Raw genomic sequence first — 14,699 nt, 5'->3', positions numbered from 1 at the left:
CCGGACGCGGCCGGTTCGCCGCCCCCGGAGGGGTCAGCCGGTCAGTCGCTGAGGCCGAGCAGCCGTTCGGCGTTACCGGCGAAGATCGCGCGGAGGTGGTCGTCGGGTAGGCCCAGCTCGTGGCAGACCCGGAGCTGGTCGTCGAGGTACCGGGTGACGTAGCCGCGCGGGAACCAGGACGAGTCGCTGCCGAACACGATCCGCTCCGGGCCGATGGTCTCGTAGCAGCGGCGGAAGAGGTCCTCCAGCGTGAGCTTGTACGGCATCCAGCGCACCCACTGATTGGAGCCTGAGGTGTCGATGTGGATGTTCGGACAGCCCCAGGCGGCAAAGAACAGCTCCTGTACGTGCTGTACCCCGAAGTGCGGCACCACGACCGCCAGCTCAGGGAAGCGGCGGGCCATCCGGGCCAGCTCGTCCGGGCTTCCGTACCGGCCGACGGTGAGGCCGCCGGCGCTGCCGTAGTGCCCGATGTGGATCAGCACCGGCACGCCGAGTCGCTGGGCGGTGCCCCAGAGCGGATCGAGGGCCTCGTCGTCCAGCGGGCCGCGCAACAACGGGGCGAAGAGCTTCAGCCCGCGCAGGCCGCGCTCGACCACCGCGCGCTCCAGCTCACCGGCGGCGTCCGGGCCATACGGGTCGTGGTGGGCGAAGCCGAGCAGCAGGTCCGGATGCCGGTCCACCACGTCGGCCACGGTGTCGTTGCCGCCGCCGGTGACGAAGACCGCCCGGCGGATGTTGACCTCGCGCAGCTCCTGGGCCCACCGGTCAGCCTCGTCCTGCCAGCGCTGGGCGGGCGGTTCCGGGTCGGGGAAGCTCCAGGCGCGGCGCCACTGCCGGGCGTACGGAGCAGAGCCGGCGGCCCGGACAGCTGCCTCGTGCTCGCCGCCGGGGTGCATGCCGGCGGCGTGCTCGCAACCCTTGACCGTCTCGTCGGCACCGATCCGGAAGTGCAGGTGGAAGTCGACGATGTCCAGTCCACGGTCCACGGTCATGCGCTCTCCTCTGGCAGTGGTCTGGCCGGCGCCGAGAACGGCGGCGAATCGGACGGCAGCGGGTCGGCGGTGGGCGGGGCGGGCAGCTCGGCGGCCACCCAGGCGGTCACGACCTCGCGCAGTCGGGCTCCGGCCAGTTCGCGGATCTGCCGGCCGGCGGCCTCGCTGGCCAACGAGACGTGCCCGGACCAGCCCTGCCAGGGGTCCGGCCGGGACTCGACCAGGACGTATGGCTGGGTCACCGGCAGCTTCGGCTTCGGCGGCAGGTCGGTCGCAGCGTCGAGGCGTACCGCGTCGGGGTCGAAGCCGAGCACGCCCGAGGTCTCGTACGCCCCGCCGTGCCCACGGGAGACCAGCGGGCCGTAGATCTCGGCGGTCTCCGCCGGGGTGACCAGCTGGAACCAGTTGACCAGCAGCAGGCTGGCCTGCCGACGGCCGGAGACCCACTCCATGGCGGCCCGGACGGTGGACATGTTGGCGTCGTGGCCGTTGACGATCAGCAGCCGGGGGAAGCCGGCCGCGACGATCCCCTCGATCACGTCGGCGAGGTAGCCGACCGCGATCTCGGGTCGGATCGCCACCGTGCCGGGCCACGGCCGGGTCTGTCCCGGGCAGGCCGCGTATGGCACGGCGGGGAAGAGCACCCCGCGCGGGCCGGTGTCGCCGGGCACGGCGCTCTCGGCGGCGAAGCCCTCGGCCAGGATCAGGTCGGTGCCCAGCGGCAGGTGCGGGCCGTGCCACTCGACGGCGCCGACCGGCAGGACCGCGAAGTCCGCCGCCGCGGCGACCGCCGCCAGCTCGCCGCCGGGTATCCGGGAGGCCGGGACGAGCCCCCCGGGTGCCGGCCAGGATGTCACGTGGTCCACTGTGCCGCCTCGCGGGTGGCTCGGCGACCGCTCTGCAGCCGGCCGGAGACCACCATCACCACGAAGATCAACACCACCTGGAGCATGCCGTATGCGGCGGCGGTGCCGACCTCGAACGAGTACATCCGGTTGTTGATCTCCACCGAGATCGGCGCGGTCTCCGAGGTGTAGATCAGCACCGAGGCGACGAACTCACCGACGCCGTGCACGAAGGCGAGCAGTGCGCCGGCGATCACGCCCGGCAGCATCAGCCGCAGGGTCACCGTGCCGAACGCTCGCCACCAGGAGGCGCCGAGGTTGCGGGCGGCCTCCTCCAGCGAAGGGTCGATCTGGGCCAGCGTCGCCGAGCTGGACCGGAAGACCAGCGGCAGGAATCGCACGAAGTACGCCAGCGGCATGATCCAGAAGGTGCCGATCAGCACCTGCCCGAAGCTGAACGCGTTTCCGGTGCTGAACGCCGAGATCAGGTTGATCGCGACCACCGTGCCGGGCAGCGCCCAGGCCAGCATGACCGCTACGTCCAGCAGGCCCCGGCCGCGGAAGTTGAGCCGACGCACCGCGTAAGCGATGAGCACGCCGATCACCACGCAGCCGACGGTGGCGAGCAGGCTCATCTGCAGCGAGTTGAGGATCGGTTGGAACGCGTCTGGGTCAGAGAAGATCGTGACGAAGTTCTGCCAGGTGTACGCGGCCGGGATTACCTCGGTGGTCCAGGAGCCGTCCTGGGAGAACGCGACCAGGGCGATGGTCGCCACCGGGGCGAGCAGCAGCGCGGTGGCCAGCAGCGAGGCGGCCAGGGCCAGCCACTTGCCGAAAGGGTTGGTGATCTCCCGGCGGTGCGCGGCGACGCCCTTGGACTGGGAGCGGTAGCTGCGCCGCCCCTCGTACCAGCGCATGCCGAGCAGGAAGAGTACCGAGACCACCGCGAGCACGGAGGCGTAGGTGGACGCCATCGGCAGGTCGTTGTTGGTGCGGTTGATGTAGATCTGCATGGTCATGGTCTGGTCCACCCCGAACAGCAGCGGGGCGGTGTACGAGGCCAGCGAGGTCATGAAGACCAGCAGCGAGGCGGAGACCAGCGCCGGGGTGAGCATCGGCAGCAGCACGGTACGCCAGACCCGGACCCGGCCGGCGCCGAGGTTGTAGGCGGCCTCCTCCACCGATGGGTCCATCCCCGCGAGGGCTGCCGAGGCGGACAGGTAGAAGAAGGGGTACATGGTGAAGGTGTGCACCACCAGCACCCCGGCGATGCCGCTGAACGGCAGCACCGGGTTCTCGGTGCCGAAGAGCTGCTGGAGGCCGCGCGGCAGGATGCCGGTCTCGCTGTAGAGGAGCTGGAACGAGATCGCCCCGATCAGCGGTGGCAGCGCCGCCGGCACCAGGATGATCGCCTCGATCAGCCGGCGGCCGGGAAACGAGAAGCGCTTGAGCAGGAAGGCCATCGACACCCCGACGATCCCGCAGAGCAGCACGCTGGCCGCCGAGATGATCAGGGAGGTGACCAGCGACGACCGGGCCACCCCGGCGCCGGTGAGGAAGCTTGTGTAGTTCGCCGTGCCGTCCTCGCCGAAGCTCTCCACGAAGGTGGCGAACATCGGCTGGACTACGTACCCGAAGAGGATCAGGGCGAGCGGGAAGACGAGCAGGTATGGGAACCAGCGGGAGTTGGTACCCCCGGCGAAGCGGTCGGTGAACCGCGGCCGACGGCCGTCGTCGGAGGGCGTGCGGTCCTCGGTGATCGGCGGGACGGTCGCCGGGCTCGGCGTGGCCGGGATGGTCGTCACGGCCGCACCACCCACATCCGCTCCCGTGGCAGCCGCAGTCCGACCTGGTCGCCGACCGCGATCCCGGCCGGTACGTCCACAGCAGCGACCTGGACCGGTTCGCCGGCCACGTCGATCACCAGGTTGGTGGCCATGCCGGTGAACTCCAGGTCGGTGATCCGGCCGGGCAGAGCGTCCGGTGCGGTGGTCGAGGTGAGCCCGATGTGCTCCGGGCGGATCGAGACCAGGCCGGTCTCCCCCGCGCGCAGGCCGTGGTCGGCCGGGGCGGCGACGGTGACCTCGTTGCCGTCGGGCAGCCCCACCGTGACGGTCTCCGGGCCGGCGCCGAGCACCGGCAGGGTAAGCACGTTGCTGCGCCCGATGAACCGGGCGACGAATGTGGTCGCCGGCCGGTGGTAGATCTCCTGCGGCGAGCCGATCTGCTGCACCCGGCCGGACTGCATCACCGCGATCCGGTCCGACATTGCCATCGCCTCGGCCTGGTCGTGTGTGACGTACAGGGCGGTGGTGCCGGTCTCCTTCTGGATCCGGCGGATCTCGGTCCGGGTCTCCTCGCGCAGCTTGGCGTCGAGGTTGGACAGTGGCTCGTCGAGCAGCAGGGTACGCGGCCGGATGACCAGCGCGCGGGCCAGCGCGACCCGCTGCTGCTGGCCGCCGGAGAGTTCGTCGATGCGCCGGCCGCCGTAACCGGCGAGGTCCACCTGGCCGAGCGCCTCCTCGATCCGCCGCTTCGACTCGGCCCTGCCGACCTTGCGGATCTTCAGCCCGTACGCGACGTTCTGCGCGACGCTCAGGTGCGGGAAGAGCGCGTAGTTCTGGAAGACCATGCCGGTGTCCCGCTTGTTCGGCGGGCGGCGGGTGACGTCCTCCTGTCCGAACCGGATTCGGCCGGAGGTCGGGAAGTAGAAGCCCGCCACCATGCGCAGCGTGGTGGTCTTACCGCAACCGCTCGGGCCGAGCAGGGTGAAGAACTGTCCGGCGGCGATGGTGATGTCGACGCCGTCGACGGCGGCCGTGTCGCCGGCGCGCGCGAAGCGCTTGCTCACCGACTCCAACGTGACATCGATCATGATGTCTCTCCTCTGTCTGGTACCGGGGCTGGCCGGTCGCAGGTGGTGGGGGCCGGGCCCAGTGGGCGGTGCGGGCCGGGTGGCGGCGGGCGCCGGCCCCGGGTAAACCCGGTCCGGCGCCCGTCCGGTCAGCCCTTGTTCTTGATCTGGCTGTTCCAGTGGTTGATCCACTCGGTCTCGTTCTTGCCGATCACGTCCCAGTCGACGTCGAGTGGCTTGAGGTTGAGCTCGGCCAGCCACTGTGGCTTCTGGGCGATGTCCACAGCCGGGATCTGGTAGTAGTCCTTGGCCAGGTCGGCGCGGAGCTTGTCGTCGAAGAGGAACTCCACGAACTTCTGCGCTCCGGTGGTGTTGCCGCCCTTGACCGCGGCCAGCCCGTCGACCAGCACGGGAGCGCCGGAGGTCGGCATCACGAAGCCGAACGGCATGTTCGACTGGTTGGCCTGGAGCAGGATGTCCTGGAGGTTCCAGGCGCTGAGCAGGCCCTGCTGGCGGGACAGCTTCAGGTAGAGGTCGGCCGGGTTGGCGGCGTAGGCGCCCGTGTTGGCGTCGAGCTTCTTGAGCCAGTCGTAGCCGGGCTGCGGGTTGCTGCCGTCGGCGGACTGCCGCACGATCATCGAGGCGTAGATCGACCGCATCGTGCCGGACGCGGCGACATCCCGGATGAGGATCTTGTCCTTCCACTCCGGCTTGAGCAGGTCGTCCCAGTCCTTCGGGGCCTGCTCCGGGGTGAGCGCCTTGTTGTTGTACATGATGACCTCGGGCAGCAGGATCTCACCGAACCAACGGCCCTCGGAGTCCTTGTACTGCGCGTCCATCTTGGCAGCGAACGTCGGCTGCCAGGCAGTCAGCAGGTCCTCGGTCGCGCCGGCGGTGAGCCCTTGCTGGGTGCCTCCCCACCAGACGTCGGCCTGCGGGTTGGCCTTCTCGGCGCGAACCCGCTCCAGGATCTCCTGGGCGCCGAGGTTGAGGATCTCGACCTTGCCCTTGTACTCGGGGTACTTCGCGGTGAACTGGTCGACGACGAAGGTGGAGACCTTCTTGTCGCGGGCGGTGTAGATGGTCAGCTTCTCGGCGCCGGCGCCGTCAGCCGCGCCGTCTCCGCCTCCGCCGCCGCAGGCGGTGCCGGCGGCCAGCACGGTGGCGAGCGCTCCGGCAAGGAACAGGCGACGTCTCATGGGGTACCTCCGAGGGGGAAGGGAACTGCAGGGGGATCAGGGTGTGGGCAGCAGGTTGGGCAGGCCGGACGCGGCGGCCGAGAGGGCGTAGCTCACCGCCCCGTGCAGCACGGACCGGTCGCCGAGCACCGCCCGGCGTACTTCGGTGGTCGCCGGCGCGGCGGCGGTGACGTATTCCTGGACCCGGGCGACGGCCGCGTCGTCGAGCTGGGCGGCGGCCCCGCTGAGCAGCACCCGGCCCGGGTCGATGACGCAGGCGCACGAGACGATCAGGCGGGACCAGGCGTGCAGCACCTCGTCCAGGTACGCGGCGGCGGCCGGGTCGGTGCCGGCCAGCTCGACCAGGGCACGGACGGGTGACTCGGGACGCCGGCCCGGGCGCAGCGCGACCACCCGCTCGGCGATCGCGCTTTCCGACCAGCGGGCCTCGAACGGGCCGATCCCGTCGTGCCCCCGGTCGGCCGGGTCCAGCGGCAGGAAACCGACCTCGCCGGCGGCCCCGCCGGCACCGCGCCGGACCTGCCCGTCGAGCACCAGCCCGGCACCGATCCCGTCGGCCACGTGCAGCAGCAGCAGGTCGGCGACGTCGCTGCCGGCACCGGCGGCGTGCTCGCCGGCCGCCATCAGGTTGACGTCGTTGTCGACGACCACCGGCACGCCGAGCCGCCGCTGCACCGACTCCCCTATCGGCAGCCCCTCGACCACGCCCACCGACGGGGCGAGCCGGACGGCACCGCCGGAGCTGACGCCGGGCGCCGCGATGGCCACGCCGCGCAGGGCGGGCAGGGCGTCACCGGTAAGTTCCGGGATGAACCGGCAGATGGTGTCGACGATGTCGCCGGTGAGCCGGACGCCGCGGTGGGCCACCACGTTGCCGTCGCTGTCGGCGATCTCGCAACTGATCCGGGACGGCTCCAGGGAGACCGCCGCGACCAGCTCGGCGCGCGGGTTGAACTCCAGCATGGCCCGGGGCCGGCCGGCGCGGGAGGCGCCCGGCCCCCGCTCGATCAGGTAGCCCTCGGCGATCAGCTCGCGGACCAGCGGGGTGAGCGTGGCGGGGCTGAGGCCGGTGAGTTCGGTCAGCTCGGCGCGCGAGAGCAACCGGACCTGACGGGCGGTGGAGATCACGGACAACCGCTTGATCTCCTTCGACCGCTCCCGGCTCACCGGGCTCGTTGGGGGTGTCACCACGTCAGTCACACTTCCTTCCTACGGCGAACAAAGTAATGAGTCAAGTAACGAATGCGTCTCGGGTATCCGAATGCTGCGCTGAGCTGCGTAGACGACCTCCGCGAGCGGGATGGACGGGAGAGCACCCCCGGCGGATGGCCGCCGGGGGCGGGCCAGAGCGGACCGGCTTAGTTTCTTTCGCAAACGAAGAAAACCTTCTCCAAGGTATTGACGGTCCGTACCGCCGATCTTTAGCGTCACCCGGCGAAGGCCTTCCAGTGTGTACGGACCAGCCGTGCCGCTGTGCACCCCGGTGATCCGACGCCGTCGGCGTCCAGCACCGTCCGCTCCCCACCAGCCATCCGACCACCCTGCCCGGCGCCGACGCGGCTGTGCGTCCGCCGCCGGTCGACGCTGGTCGGATCCGTGGTCCGGAAGGATCTGCATGCGAGCAAAGGGATTCCTGCTACCCGCCGCCCTGGCCCTGGCCCTGACGGCGACCCCCACCACCGCGTTCGCCGCGCCCGCCGACGCCGCCCCGAAGCGGCCCACCGGCGCGGTCGACCTGGACGTGCTCTTCGTCAGCGCCCACCCCGACGACGAGGCGGGCAGCCTGGCCACCCTCGGCCAGTGGAAGGAGCAGTATGGCGCCCGGGCCGGCGTCGTCACCATCACCCGCGGCGAGGGCGGCGGCAACGCCGTCGGCCTGGAGGAGGGGCCGCCGCTGGGCATCATCCGGGAGCGCGAGGAGCGCTCCGCGATCGGCAAGGCCGGCGTGGCGAACCTGTACAACCTGGACCGGGTCGACTTCTGGTACACCGCGTCCGCTCCGCTGTCGGAGCAGATCTGGGGGCACGACGAGACCCTCGGCCAGATCGTCCGGGTGATCCGACAGACCCGGCCCGAGATCATCATGACGATGAACCCGTCGCCGACCCCGGGCAACCACGGCAACCACCAGCAGGCGGCCCGGTTCGCCGCCGAGGCGTTCCAGGCCGCGGCCGACCCGAATGCCTTCCCCGACCAGCTGCGCAAGGAGGGGCTGAAGCCGTTCCGGGCAGCGAAGTTCCTGCGTACCGGCGGCACCGGCAGCTCCTCGGCCGGCCCGCAGTGCGCGGCCAGCTTCACCCCGACCGTGCCGACCGACCAGGTCTTCGGCGTATGGGAGGGCACCCCGAGCAGTAGCGGTAAGAGCTGGGCGGAGATCGAGGTCGACGCCCGCCGGGAGTACGTCACCCAGGGCTGGGCCGGCACCGCCGCCGCCCCGACCGACCCCGCCGCACGGCGCTGCGACTTCTACACCCTGGTAGACAGCCGGGTGCCCTACGACCCGTCGGACACCTCACCCGCGGCGATCCTGCGCGGGCCGGTGCTGCCGCCGGTCAAGGGTGGCCTGCCCAAGGGCACCGAGCTGTACCTGACCACCGACCGGTTCGACGTCGCCCCCGGCGAGAGCGTCGAGGTCACCGCACACGTACGCGGCGGCGACCGGAAGCTGGACGTGCCCCGGGTCGCGCTGCGCGCCCCGGACGGCTGGCAGGTCTCCGCCGGCAAGGGCCTCGGCACCGTGGTCCCGGCGGGCCAAGAGCGGACGGCGACCTTCACGGTCACCGTGCCGAAGGGCGCCGACACCGGCGCGCAGAAGCTGCTCACCGCCACCCTGACCACCAAGGGCCAGGGCACCGGGACCACCGACGAGGCGCTCCGGGTGGTCGCCGATGTCAGGGGCACCCTGGAGCCGCTGCCCGAGGTGGGCCTGTTCCGCGAGTGGGCCGCCGAGGGCGGCTACGGCCAGCTCGACACGCTGATCAAGCCGGTGCTCACCATCGGCTCGGGTCAGGGCCGCGAGGTCCGGGTGGACCTGCGAAACGTCGGTGAGACCGCACAGCGCGGCACGGTCACCCTCGACCTGCCCGCCGGGTTCACCGCCGACGAGACCACCAAGAGTTACGCCGACCTGGCGGCCGGCGCCACCGGCGCGGTCACCTTCACCGTGACCAACACCGACGCCTCGCTGCCCACCGCCAACGAAGGCGGCGAGAACGGCGACTACGGCGTCACCATCACCACCACCAGCACCGTCGGCAGCACGGTGGAGACCGGTGCGCTGGAGATCGTGCCGGCCAGCGAGGTGCCGCACGCCGGCGGCGACCACGCGGTCGACGGGGTGGCCAGCGCGGGCGAGTACCCCGGCCCGGAGCTGGACCTCTCCCGGATTTGGGAGGGTGAGGCCAGCACGCCGCAGGACGCCTCGGCGAAGGGCCGGATCGCGTACACCGAGGACGCGCTCAAGGTGATCGTCACGGTCACTGACGACGTGCTCGGCAGGAAGGTGGTACCGCAGGACTGCAAGCGGCAGCGGCGCACCGACAGCGTGGAGATCATCGTCGACCCGAAGGGAAACTCCTCGGACACCTCCACGGTGTTCAAGGCGGGCATCTTCCCGGTCACCGACGACCCGGCCAACGGCAACCCGCCGTGCTGGCAGCGCGACGCCGACAACCGGCAGGGGCCGGGCGCCGAGACCGCTCCGGGGATGACCGTGGTCAGCCGGGTCAGCTCGCCCTACACCGGCTACACCATCGAGACGAGCATCCCCTTCGCAGTGCTGCCGGACGCGGTGGACCCGACACGGATGGGCTTCAACGTGCTGGTCTACGACTCGGACACCCAGGACCTGTCGTCCCAGTCCCGGCTCGGCTGGTCGACCTTCACCGGCGTCCGGGCCGACCCGTACCGGTACGGGCTGGTGACCCTGCCCGGCTACACCCCGGCGGACCGGGCGCCGAGCGCCCCGGTCTTCCCGGACACCTCCGCGCGTAGCGTTCACAGCCCGCAGACGATCGCCCAGTCTGCCGTGGACGGGGTGGCCCCGGCCGCCGTGGCCCGGCTGCCCGAGCGGACGCTCACCCTGACCGGGCAGCGCCCGGTAGCCGGTGGCGTCGAGGTGACCGTCAAGGCGGACCGGAAGGGTACGGCGTACCTCTACGGCTGGGACGGTGACCGGGCGCTAGGCAGCCGCACCGTCGAGCTGCGGCCCGGCCGAGCGGTGAAGGTACTGGTCCCGGTGTCCGACGGAACGGCCACCTCGGTTCTGGCCGCTTTCGAGGCGAATGGCGCGGCGCTGGCGAAGCAGGCCCCGATCCACCGCTGACTCCGCTCCGGACAGTGATCTTGGATAGTTGTCGTTCCACCGGCGGGCTCAACCAGTGGTTGCAACACTCTTCTGTGATTTTCGTTGGGGTGGTTGTGGCTCAAGGTTGAGCCCGCTGGAGCGGGAACAGATCGGGTTGGGTCGGGCTGCGGGTGAGTCGTTGCGGTCGATCACGCGCAGGTTGGGACGGGCGGCGTCGACCGTTTCGCGGGAGGTGGGCCGGTTCGACCGCTACGGACAGCGGTATCAGCCGTCGATGGCGCAGTGGTCGTCGTTTCTGCGGCACAAGCGGCCCGGGCGAGTGCCGCCCGTGCCGCAGCATCGCCACCGCGCCGTCGGCGGCACGGTCCAGACCCACCAGCTCGACACCCCGTTCGATGTCAAGCCCCACCGCCGCGAGGTGCTCCCCCAGGATGCGCTCGGTCTCCGCCTGCGACAGGAACAACAGATACGGATACGCGGTGCCGGACAAACCCAAGTCAAACAGCGGCACGGTACGTGCCCGCCCCCGTGCGTGCAGACGCAGTCGCACCGCGCGGTTCCCCACGGCCACCATCTCATCGGTCACCCCGAGACTGGCGAGGACCTCCAGAGTGCGCGGCTGAACCGCCAAGGCACGGGAGGGGCGACCCGACGCACTCAGAGTGGTATCTGAGAACTCCAATTCGGCCCGCAACCTTGTAGCATGCGGCGGACGACGGCCGGCAGCTGGAGCGCGGCTCTGGCACGACTCGGTGGCGGCACCGCCGGGTCGGGCGGCCGCGGCGCCGGTCAGGCCGGGGCCGGCGTGAGAGAGGAACCTGCTCGGCGTGTTCCAGGAACCGGACCAGACTCGGATGATCGGCGGAAACTCAATTGGCGGGGCCCCAGGCGCCAGGGACGGGGCGTCAGGCGCCGGGCCGCCAGAGGTGTGGGACGCGGAGCTAGCCAAGGCGATGCGGCACGTTGCCGTGCTGCGCACCGGGTTCTACGTTGTCGTGCTGCTGATCGCGCTCGGTGGCCAGGTGTCCGGGGCGATGGAAGGGCTCGGCATGCCGTGGTACGTCGCCCTTCCCGCGGTTGGGGCGTTGGAGCTGGGCGGCGTCGTGGTGCTGGCGAACGCTGACGTACGCCGTCGACTAGGCGAAGGGGCGATGCTGTCCCGGGTGTTGTCGGCCGGCATCGCCGCCGCCGCTGTCGCCTTCAACTGGCTGGCTCACAGTAACCACCTCGAAGGCGGTTTCTACGCGGGCATGTCGCTACTCGGTTATCTCGTGTGGCTGATGAGCAGCGAGAATCAGCGGCGGGACCGGCTGCGCGCCAGGCAGCAGCTGCCACCCACGACGCCGGGGTACGAACCGGCCGGGCACTGGTTGCGGCACCCGTGGCTGACCCGCCGCGCCCGCTCGTTGGCCAAGGCCGATCCCGGCCTCGGGCTGTACGGTTCGCTCGACGCGGCCCGCGCGCAGATTCGCGCCGAGCGGCGGCAGACGGCGCTCAGAAAGGTGTTGCGCCGCAAGATCAGCCGAGCACTGGACGCCACCACCGCGGACATCGCCCTGGCCGTGTACGACCTCGACGAGATCGCCCAGCGGCTGGCCGAGCAGGCGGACTACGACGGGCTCACCGCGCTGATCGCCGCCGATCTGGCACCTGCGCGCGTGCTGGCCGGGAACCTGCCGGCTGGCGGCCGCCGCCGACGGTGGCGTCGGGCCGGCCACCCCGACCCCGCCGCACTAGCCTCGGCCGCGCGGCTGCTCGCCCACGCCCCCGAGCCGCTCATGGACGCGGCCCCCGTAGCCCCTGCGGCGGACGTGGCCTCCGGCGGCTCAGCGCGGCCAGAGTCGGCCGGGGACGCCGTTCAGCAGGCGGGAGGAGACGGTGACGAGCGCCCGGGATCGGAGCGGTCCCGGGCGGTGACGCCGGACCGTACCGACCGGCAGTCGGAGCGGTCCGAAGACACGGGCCAGCTCACCTCGACCACGGATCAGCCCGACCCGCCCCCCGCTTCCGACTGGGCGGCGCTGCACGCGGAACTCGCCCCGCTCCTACCGGCAGCCCCATCGCGCCGAACGCCGCGCAACACAGCAGGCCGGTCGGCCACCAGCCGGGCGGAATCGCCGTCGACCACGGACGCGCCAGGCTCCGTCGCGGAGCCGGCCGACACCGCGCCGCGGGCAACGACCCGCCGCGCGGCACCGATGCCGCGAACCGCGACGGGACAGGCAGGTGCCGCCCGAGTCGCCGACCTGGCGGGCGAGGCGGCGCCGACCGCGCAAGTCACGCGAGAGCTACCCCTGGTGGCCGGGCGGGACCTGCCGGATCTGGTAAACACCGCGGCGAGCCGCACCACACCACCCGTCGCGGCCCCCGACGCGGTGGAGAAGGCCACCGAGCAACGATCAGCGTCGCGACCGCGACCGCGTCGGCGGGACGACGGGGACCCGCGACCGAGCTCGGAGACCGTTCGGCGTCGGTCGAAAACCCAGTCGGCCGAGGCCGGTCGGCCCTGACGGAAAGATCCTCAACGGCCTGATCAACGAATACTCCCAGGCCGTAGTGACATCACCTTCAGCGACCGCTTCCCAGCCGCTGAAACCTACTAACCAAGATCGCCGGAAACACCGTTCACGAGGCAGTCCCCCGATCCCGCTTGTATCCAATCGCATTTCGTTGGCTGTCGGCTTGACGACACCACGCTGGACGCCGGTGCCCGCCAGGCGCACTTTTCTCGGTACACGATGCGTACACAAGGGCACGCTCACTGCGGTCGAGGAGCAGCGAAATGTCCAACATCGAGGTGAAATCTTACCGCTACCTGCGAACGGCGATGGTCGCTTTGCTGCTAGGCCTAGGAGCAGCTGTCGTGTACCACAGCCTGCAAGCGGGTGCTTTCCTCGCATCCGTTAGTGCCTACTACTACACCCCTGCGCAGGCGATCTTCGTCGGCGCCCTCATCGCCCTCGGAACCTGCATGATCGCTCTGAAAGGGACCAACGAGGTCGAAGACGTATTCCTCAACCTCGGCGGCATGTTTGCGGCCGTGGTCGCGATCGTTCCCACGTCGCGCGGCGCGGACTATAGGACGGCGGTTCGTGCCTGCGAGCAGGCGGACAGTCCGGCGCTCGAAAAGCTGGACTGCCCCACTGTCCGGACGTTGGCCGAGGCCACCAATGCGAACGTCGAGAACAGCACGGTTGCTCTGCTGTTTGTGGGCGCGCTGGCTCTCCTCGCCGCCATACTCTTCTACTCGTTGAAAGACCGGAGGACGCCTGGGGCAAAGTTCCCTCGGTGGGCATTCGTCGCGACGTTGGTGGTGTACGGGGGCTGTGCCGGTGCCTTCGCGGCGTCCAAGGCATGGTTTATTGATAACGCCCACTACATCGCCGCCGTCGGGCTGCTCGCGTGCATCATCGTCGTGGCGGTGGCCAACGCACTTCGACGCGACCAGGGGCGGCAGGAGACTTTAAACGCCATTCCCGGCGCGCTAGCCCGCTCCAAGGATTTCTACGCATGGTTCGCGCGGATCCTGCTAGGGGCCGCCGGTATAGGCATCTTGCTGTGGCTTGTCGACTGGATCAGTCTGTTCCTGCTCGAGATCGTCGTCGCCGCGTTCTTTGCCGTGTTCTGGATGGTGCAGACCATCGAACGGTGGCGCGACGAGCCCCGGCCCGATGGCGGCGATCCTGGAGAGCTGTCACCCATTAAAGCGCAACGGTCCAGTCCAGGCAGCGGACGTCCTGACCACGACCAAACTGACCGGACAGTTGGACGGGCTTAGCCTCGATAATTCGCGCCGACGCCGGTTCCGTCCGCCCGGCAGATTTGATCGCTGTTGATGTATGCAGTTCTGGTCCTGGCATCGTGGCGGCGCAGCGCGTCTGCCTGGATCGGCCAGCCAGAGTTTCCCACGAGGAACCACACCTCGGTCATCCCTACGACCGCTGGTTCCTGTTGTTGGCGCGTCATACTGTCTCCGCGCTTATTTCGAAAGACGAGAACGACATCGACATCCAAAGCGATCGAACAACGAGCTGCAAGCCATCCTCGTCCTCAAGCCCGCCGAAGACGCCGCCACCTACGATGAAAATGGCTCAATGTACGCCGCAAATGCAGCGAAGCCCGTTACCGGCTATTCCGGCAACGGGCTTCCTACCTGCACATTCCTGTCCGTCGCGCAACTGCCGCCCGTGCCCGACGCCGAGGACTTCATGATCAGGCCGCGGTCCAGCGGCACCATCTGGCTACAGCCCTTGTTGGCGTCGGTTGTGCCCGGCGTGTACCCGATGATCTCGCCGGTCCATCGTTCGCCGGACCAGGACCCTTCCTTTCTCCTACCCACCCGTCGGTCGGCACGAACAACCGGGGAAGGAGGTGGCGGCTCCGTCACCGTGGGTGCGGTCTTGGCTCGTCGACCGCCCACTCGACTTCACCCTCCCGCGGTGCAAGCTCCCCACGACGGGTGAGGTAGCGGCATGCAAAGTCGCTCAACAACCAACCGCC

At 70.2% G+C, this 14,699-nt stretch carries 9 protein-coding genes and 2 pseudogenes; 4 read left to right on the top strand and 7 right to left on the bottom strand.

The window, feature by feature from the left end; genetic code table 11:
* Positions 1-41: 41 nt before the first annotated feature.
* The 6 genes from OG470_RS23385 to OG470_RS23360 all read right to left on the bottom strand — a co-directional run bounded on the left by OG470_RS23385 (position 42) and on the right by OG470_RS23360 (position 7,093).
* Positions 42-995 (bottom strand): amidohydrolase family protein, encoded by a 954-nt coding sequence (locus OG470_RS23385; protein WP_328415458.1) that lies wholly within the window; start codon positions 993-995, stop codon positions 42-44.
* Positions 992-1,852 (bottom strand): creatininase family protein, encoded by an 861-nt coding sequence (locus OG470_RS23380; protein WP_328415457.1) that lies wholly within the window; start codon positions 1,850-1,852, stop codon positions 992-994. Before OG470_RS23380 ends, OG470_RS23385 begins: the two co-directional genes overlap by 4 nt.
* Positions 1,849-3,645, bottom strand: a complete 1,797-nt coding sequence (locus OG470_RS23375) for an ABC transporter permease (protein WP_328415455.1) — start codon at positions 3,643-3,645, stop codon at positions 1,849-1,851. The genes OG470_RS23380 and OG470_RS23375 overlap by 4 nt, the downstream gene beginning before the upstream one ends.
* Positions 3,642-4,715: an ABC transporter ATP-binding protein gene (locus OG470_RS23370; RefSeq protein ID WP_328415453.1), complete on the bottom strand. Its 1,074-nt coding sequence runs from the start codon at positions 4,713-4,715 to the stop codon at positions 3,642-3,644. Before OG470_RS23370 ends, OG470_RS23375 begins: the two co-directional genes overlap by 4 nt.
* 128 nt (positions 4,716-4,843) lie before the next feature.
* Positions 4,844-5,893, bottom strand: coding sequence for an extracellular solute-binding protein (locus OG470_RS23365; RefSeq protein WP_328415451.1), 1,050 nt, complete (start codon positions 5,891-5,893; stop codon positions 4,844-4,846).
* 36 nt (positions 5,894-5,929) lie between these two features.
* Entirely contained in the window at positions 5,930-7,093 is a 1,164-nt protein-coding gene (locus tag OG470_RS23360; protein ID WP_328415450.1) for an ROK family protein, read from the bottom strand.
* Between the two features lie 415 nt (positions 7,094-7,508).
* Here OG470_RS23360 and OG470_RS23355 point away from each other — a divergent pair, with 415 nt between their 5' ends.
* Together OG470_RS23355 and OG470_RS37355 are read left to right on the top strand one after the other, a co-directional pair.
* Complete coding sequence (locus OG470_RS23355; RefSeq protein WP_328415448.1) at positions 7,509-10,217, top strand: sugar-binding protein; 2,709 nt, start codon at positions 7,509-7,511, stop codon at positions 10,215-10,217.
* 55 nt (positions 10,218-10,272) lie between these two features.
* Positions 10,273-10,380 (top strand): annotated as a pseudogene (locus OG470_RS37355) (hypothetical protein); the annotation flags it as partial.
* Between the two features lie 153 nt (positions 10,381-10,533).
* On the opposite strand, the pseudogene OG470_RS23350 reads toward OG470_RS37355, so the two are convergent.
* A pseudogene (locus OG470_RS23350) lies at positions 10,534-11,178 on the bottom strand (FAD-dependent oxidoreductase); the annotation flags it as partial.
* Between OG470_RS23350 and OG470_RS23345 the strand changes: the two are divergent.
* Complete coding sequence (locus OG470_RS23345) at positions 11,153-12,709, top strand: hypothetical protein (RefSeq protein ID WP_328415444.1); 1,557 nt, start codon at positions 11,153-11,155, stop codon at positions 12,707-12,709. The pseudogene OG470_RS23350 and the gene OG470_RS23345 overlap by 26 nt on opposite strands.
* A 272-nt stretch (positions 12,710-12,981) precedes the next feature.
* Positions 12,982-13,977, top strand: coding sequence for a hypothetical protein (locus OG470_RS23340; protein WP_328415443.1), 996 nt, complete (start codon positions 12,982-12,984; stop codon positions 13,975-13,977).
* Positions 13,978-14,699 lie beyond the last annotated feature (722 nt).

The sequence above is a fragment of the Micromonospora sp. NBC_00389 genome (assembly GCF_036059255.1).
Classification (GTDB): Bacteria; Actinomycetota; Actinomycetes; order Mycobacteriales; family Micromonosporaceae; genus Micromonospora.
This window is presented reverse-complemented; position numbering and strand designations above follow the sequence as displayed.

What these genes read in the sequence shown, in the direction of transcription:
- OG470_RS23385 (WP_328415458.1), bottom strand. Translation starts at nt 995, where the DNA reads ATGACCGTGGACCGTGGACTGGACATCGTCGACTTCCACCTGCACTTC.
- OG470_RS23370 (WP_328415453.1), bottom strand. Translation starts at nt 4,715, where the DNA reads ATGATCGATGTCACGTTGGAGTCGGTGAGCAAGCGCTTCGCGCGCGCC.
- OG470_RS23365 (WP_328415451.1), bottom strand. Translation starts at nt 5,893, where the DNA reads ATGAGACGTCGCCTGTTCCTTGCCGGAGCGCTCGCCACCGTGCTGGCC.
- OG470_RS23355 (WP_328415448.1), top strand. Translation starts at nt 7,509, where the DNA reads ATGCGAGCAAAGGGATTCCTGCTACCCGCCGCCCTGGCCCTGGCCCTG.
- OG470_RS23345 (WP_328415444.1), top strand. Translation starts at nt 11,153, where the DNA reads ATGCGGCACGTTGCCGTGCTGCGCACCGGGTTCTACGTTGTCGTGCTG.
- OG470_RS23340 (WP_328415443.1), top strand. Translation starts at nt 12,982, where the DNA reads ATGTCCAACATCGAGGTGAAATCTTACCGCTACCTGCGAACGGCGATG.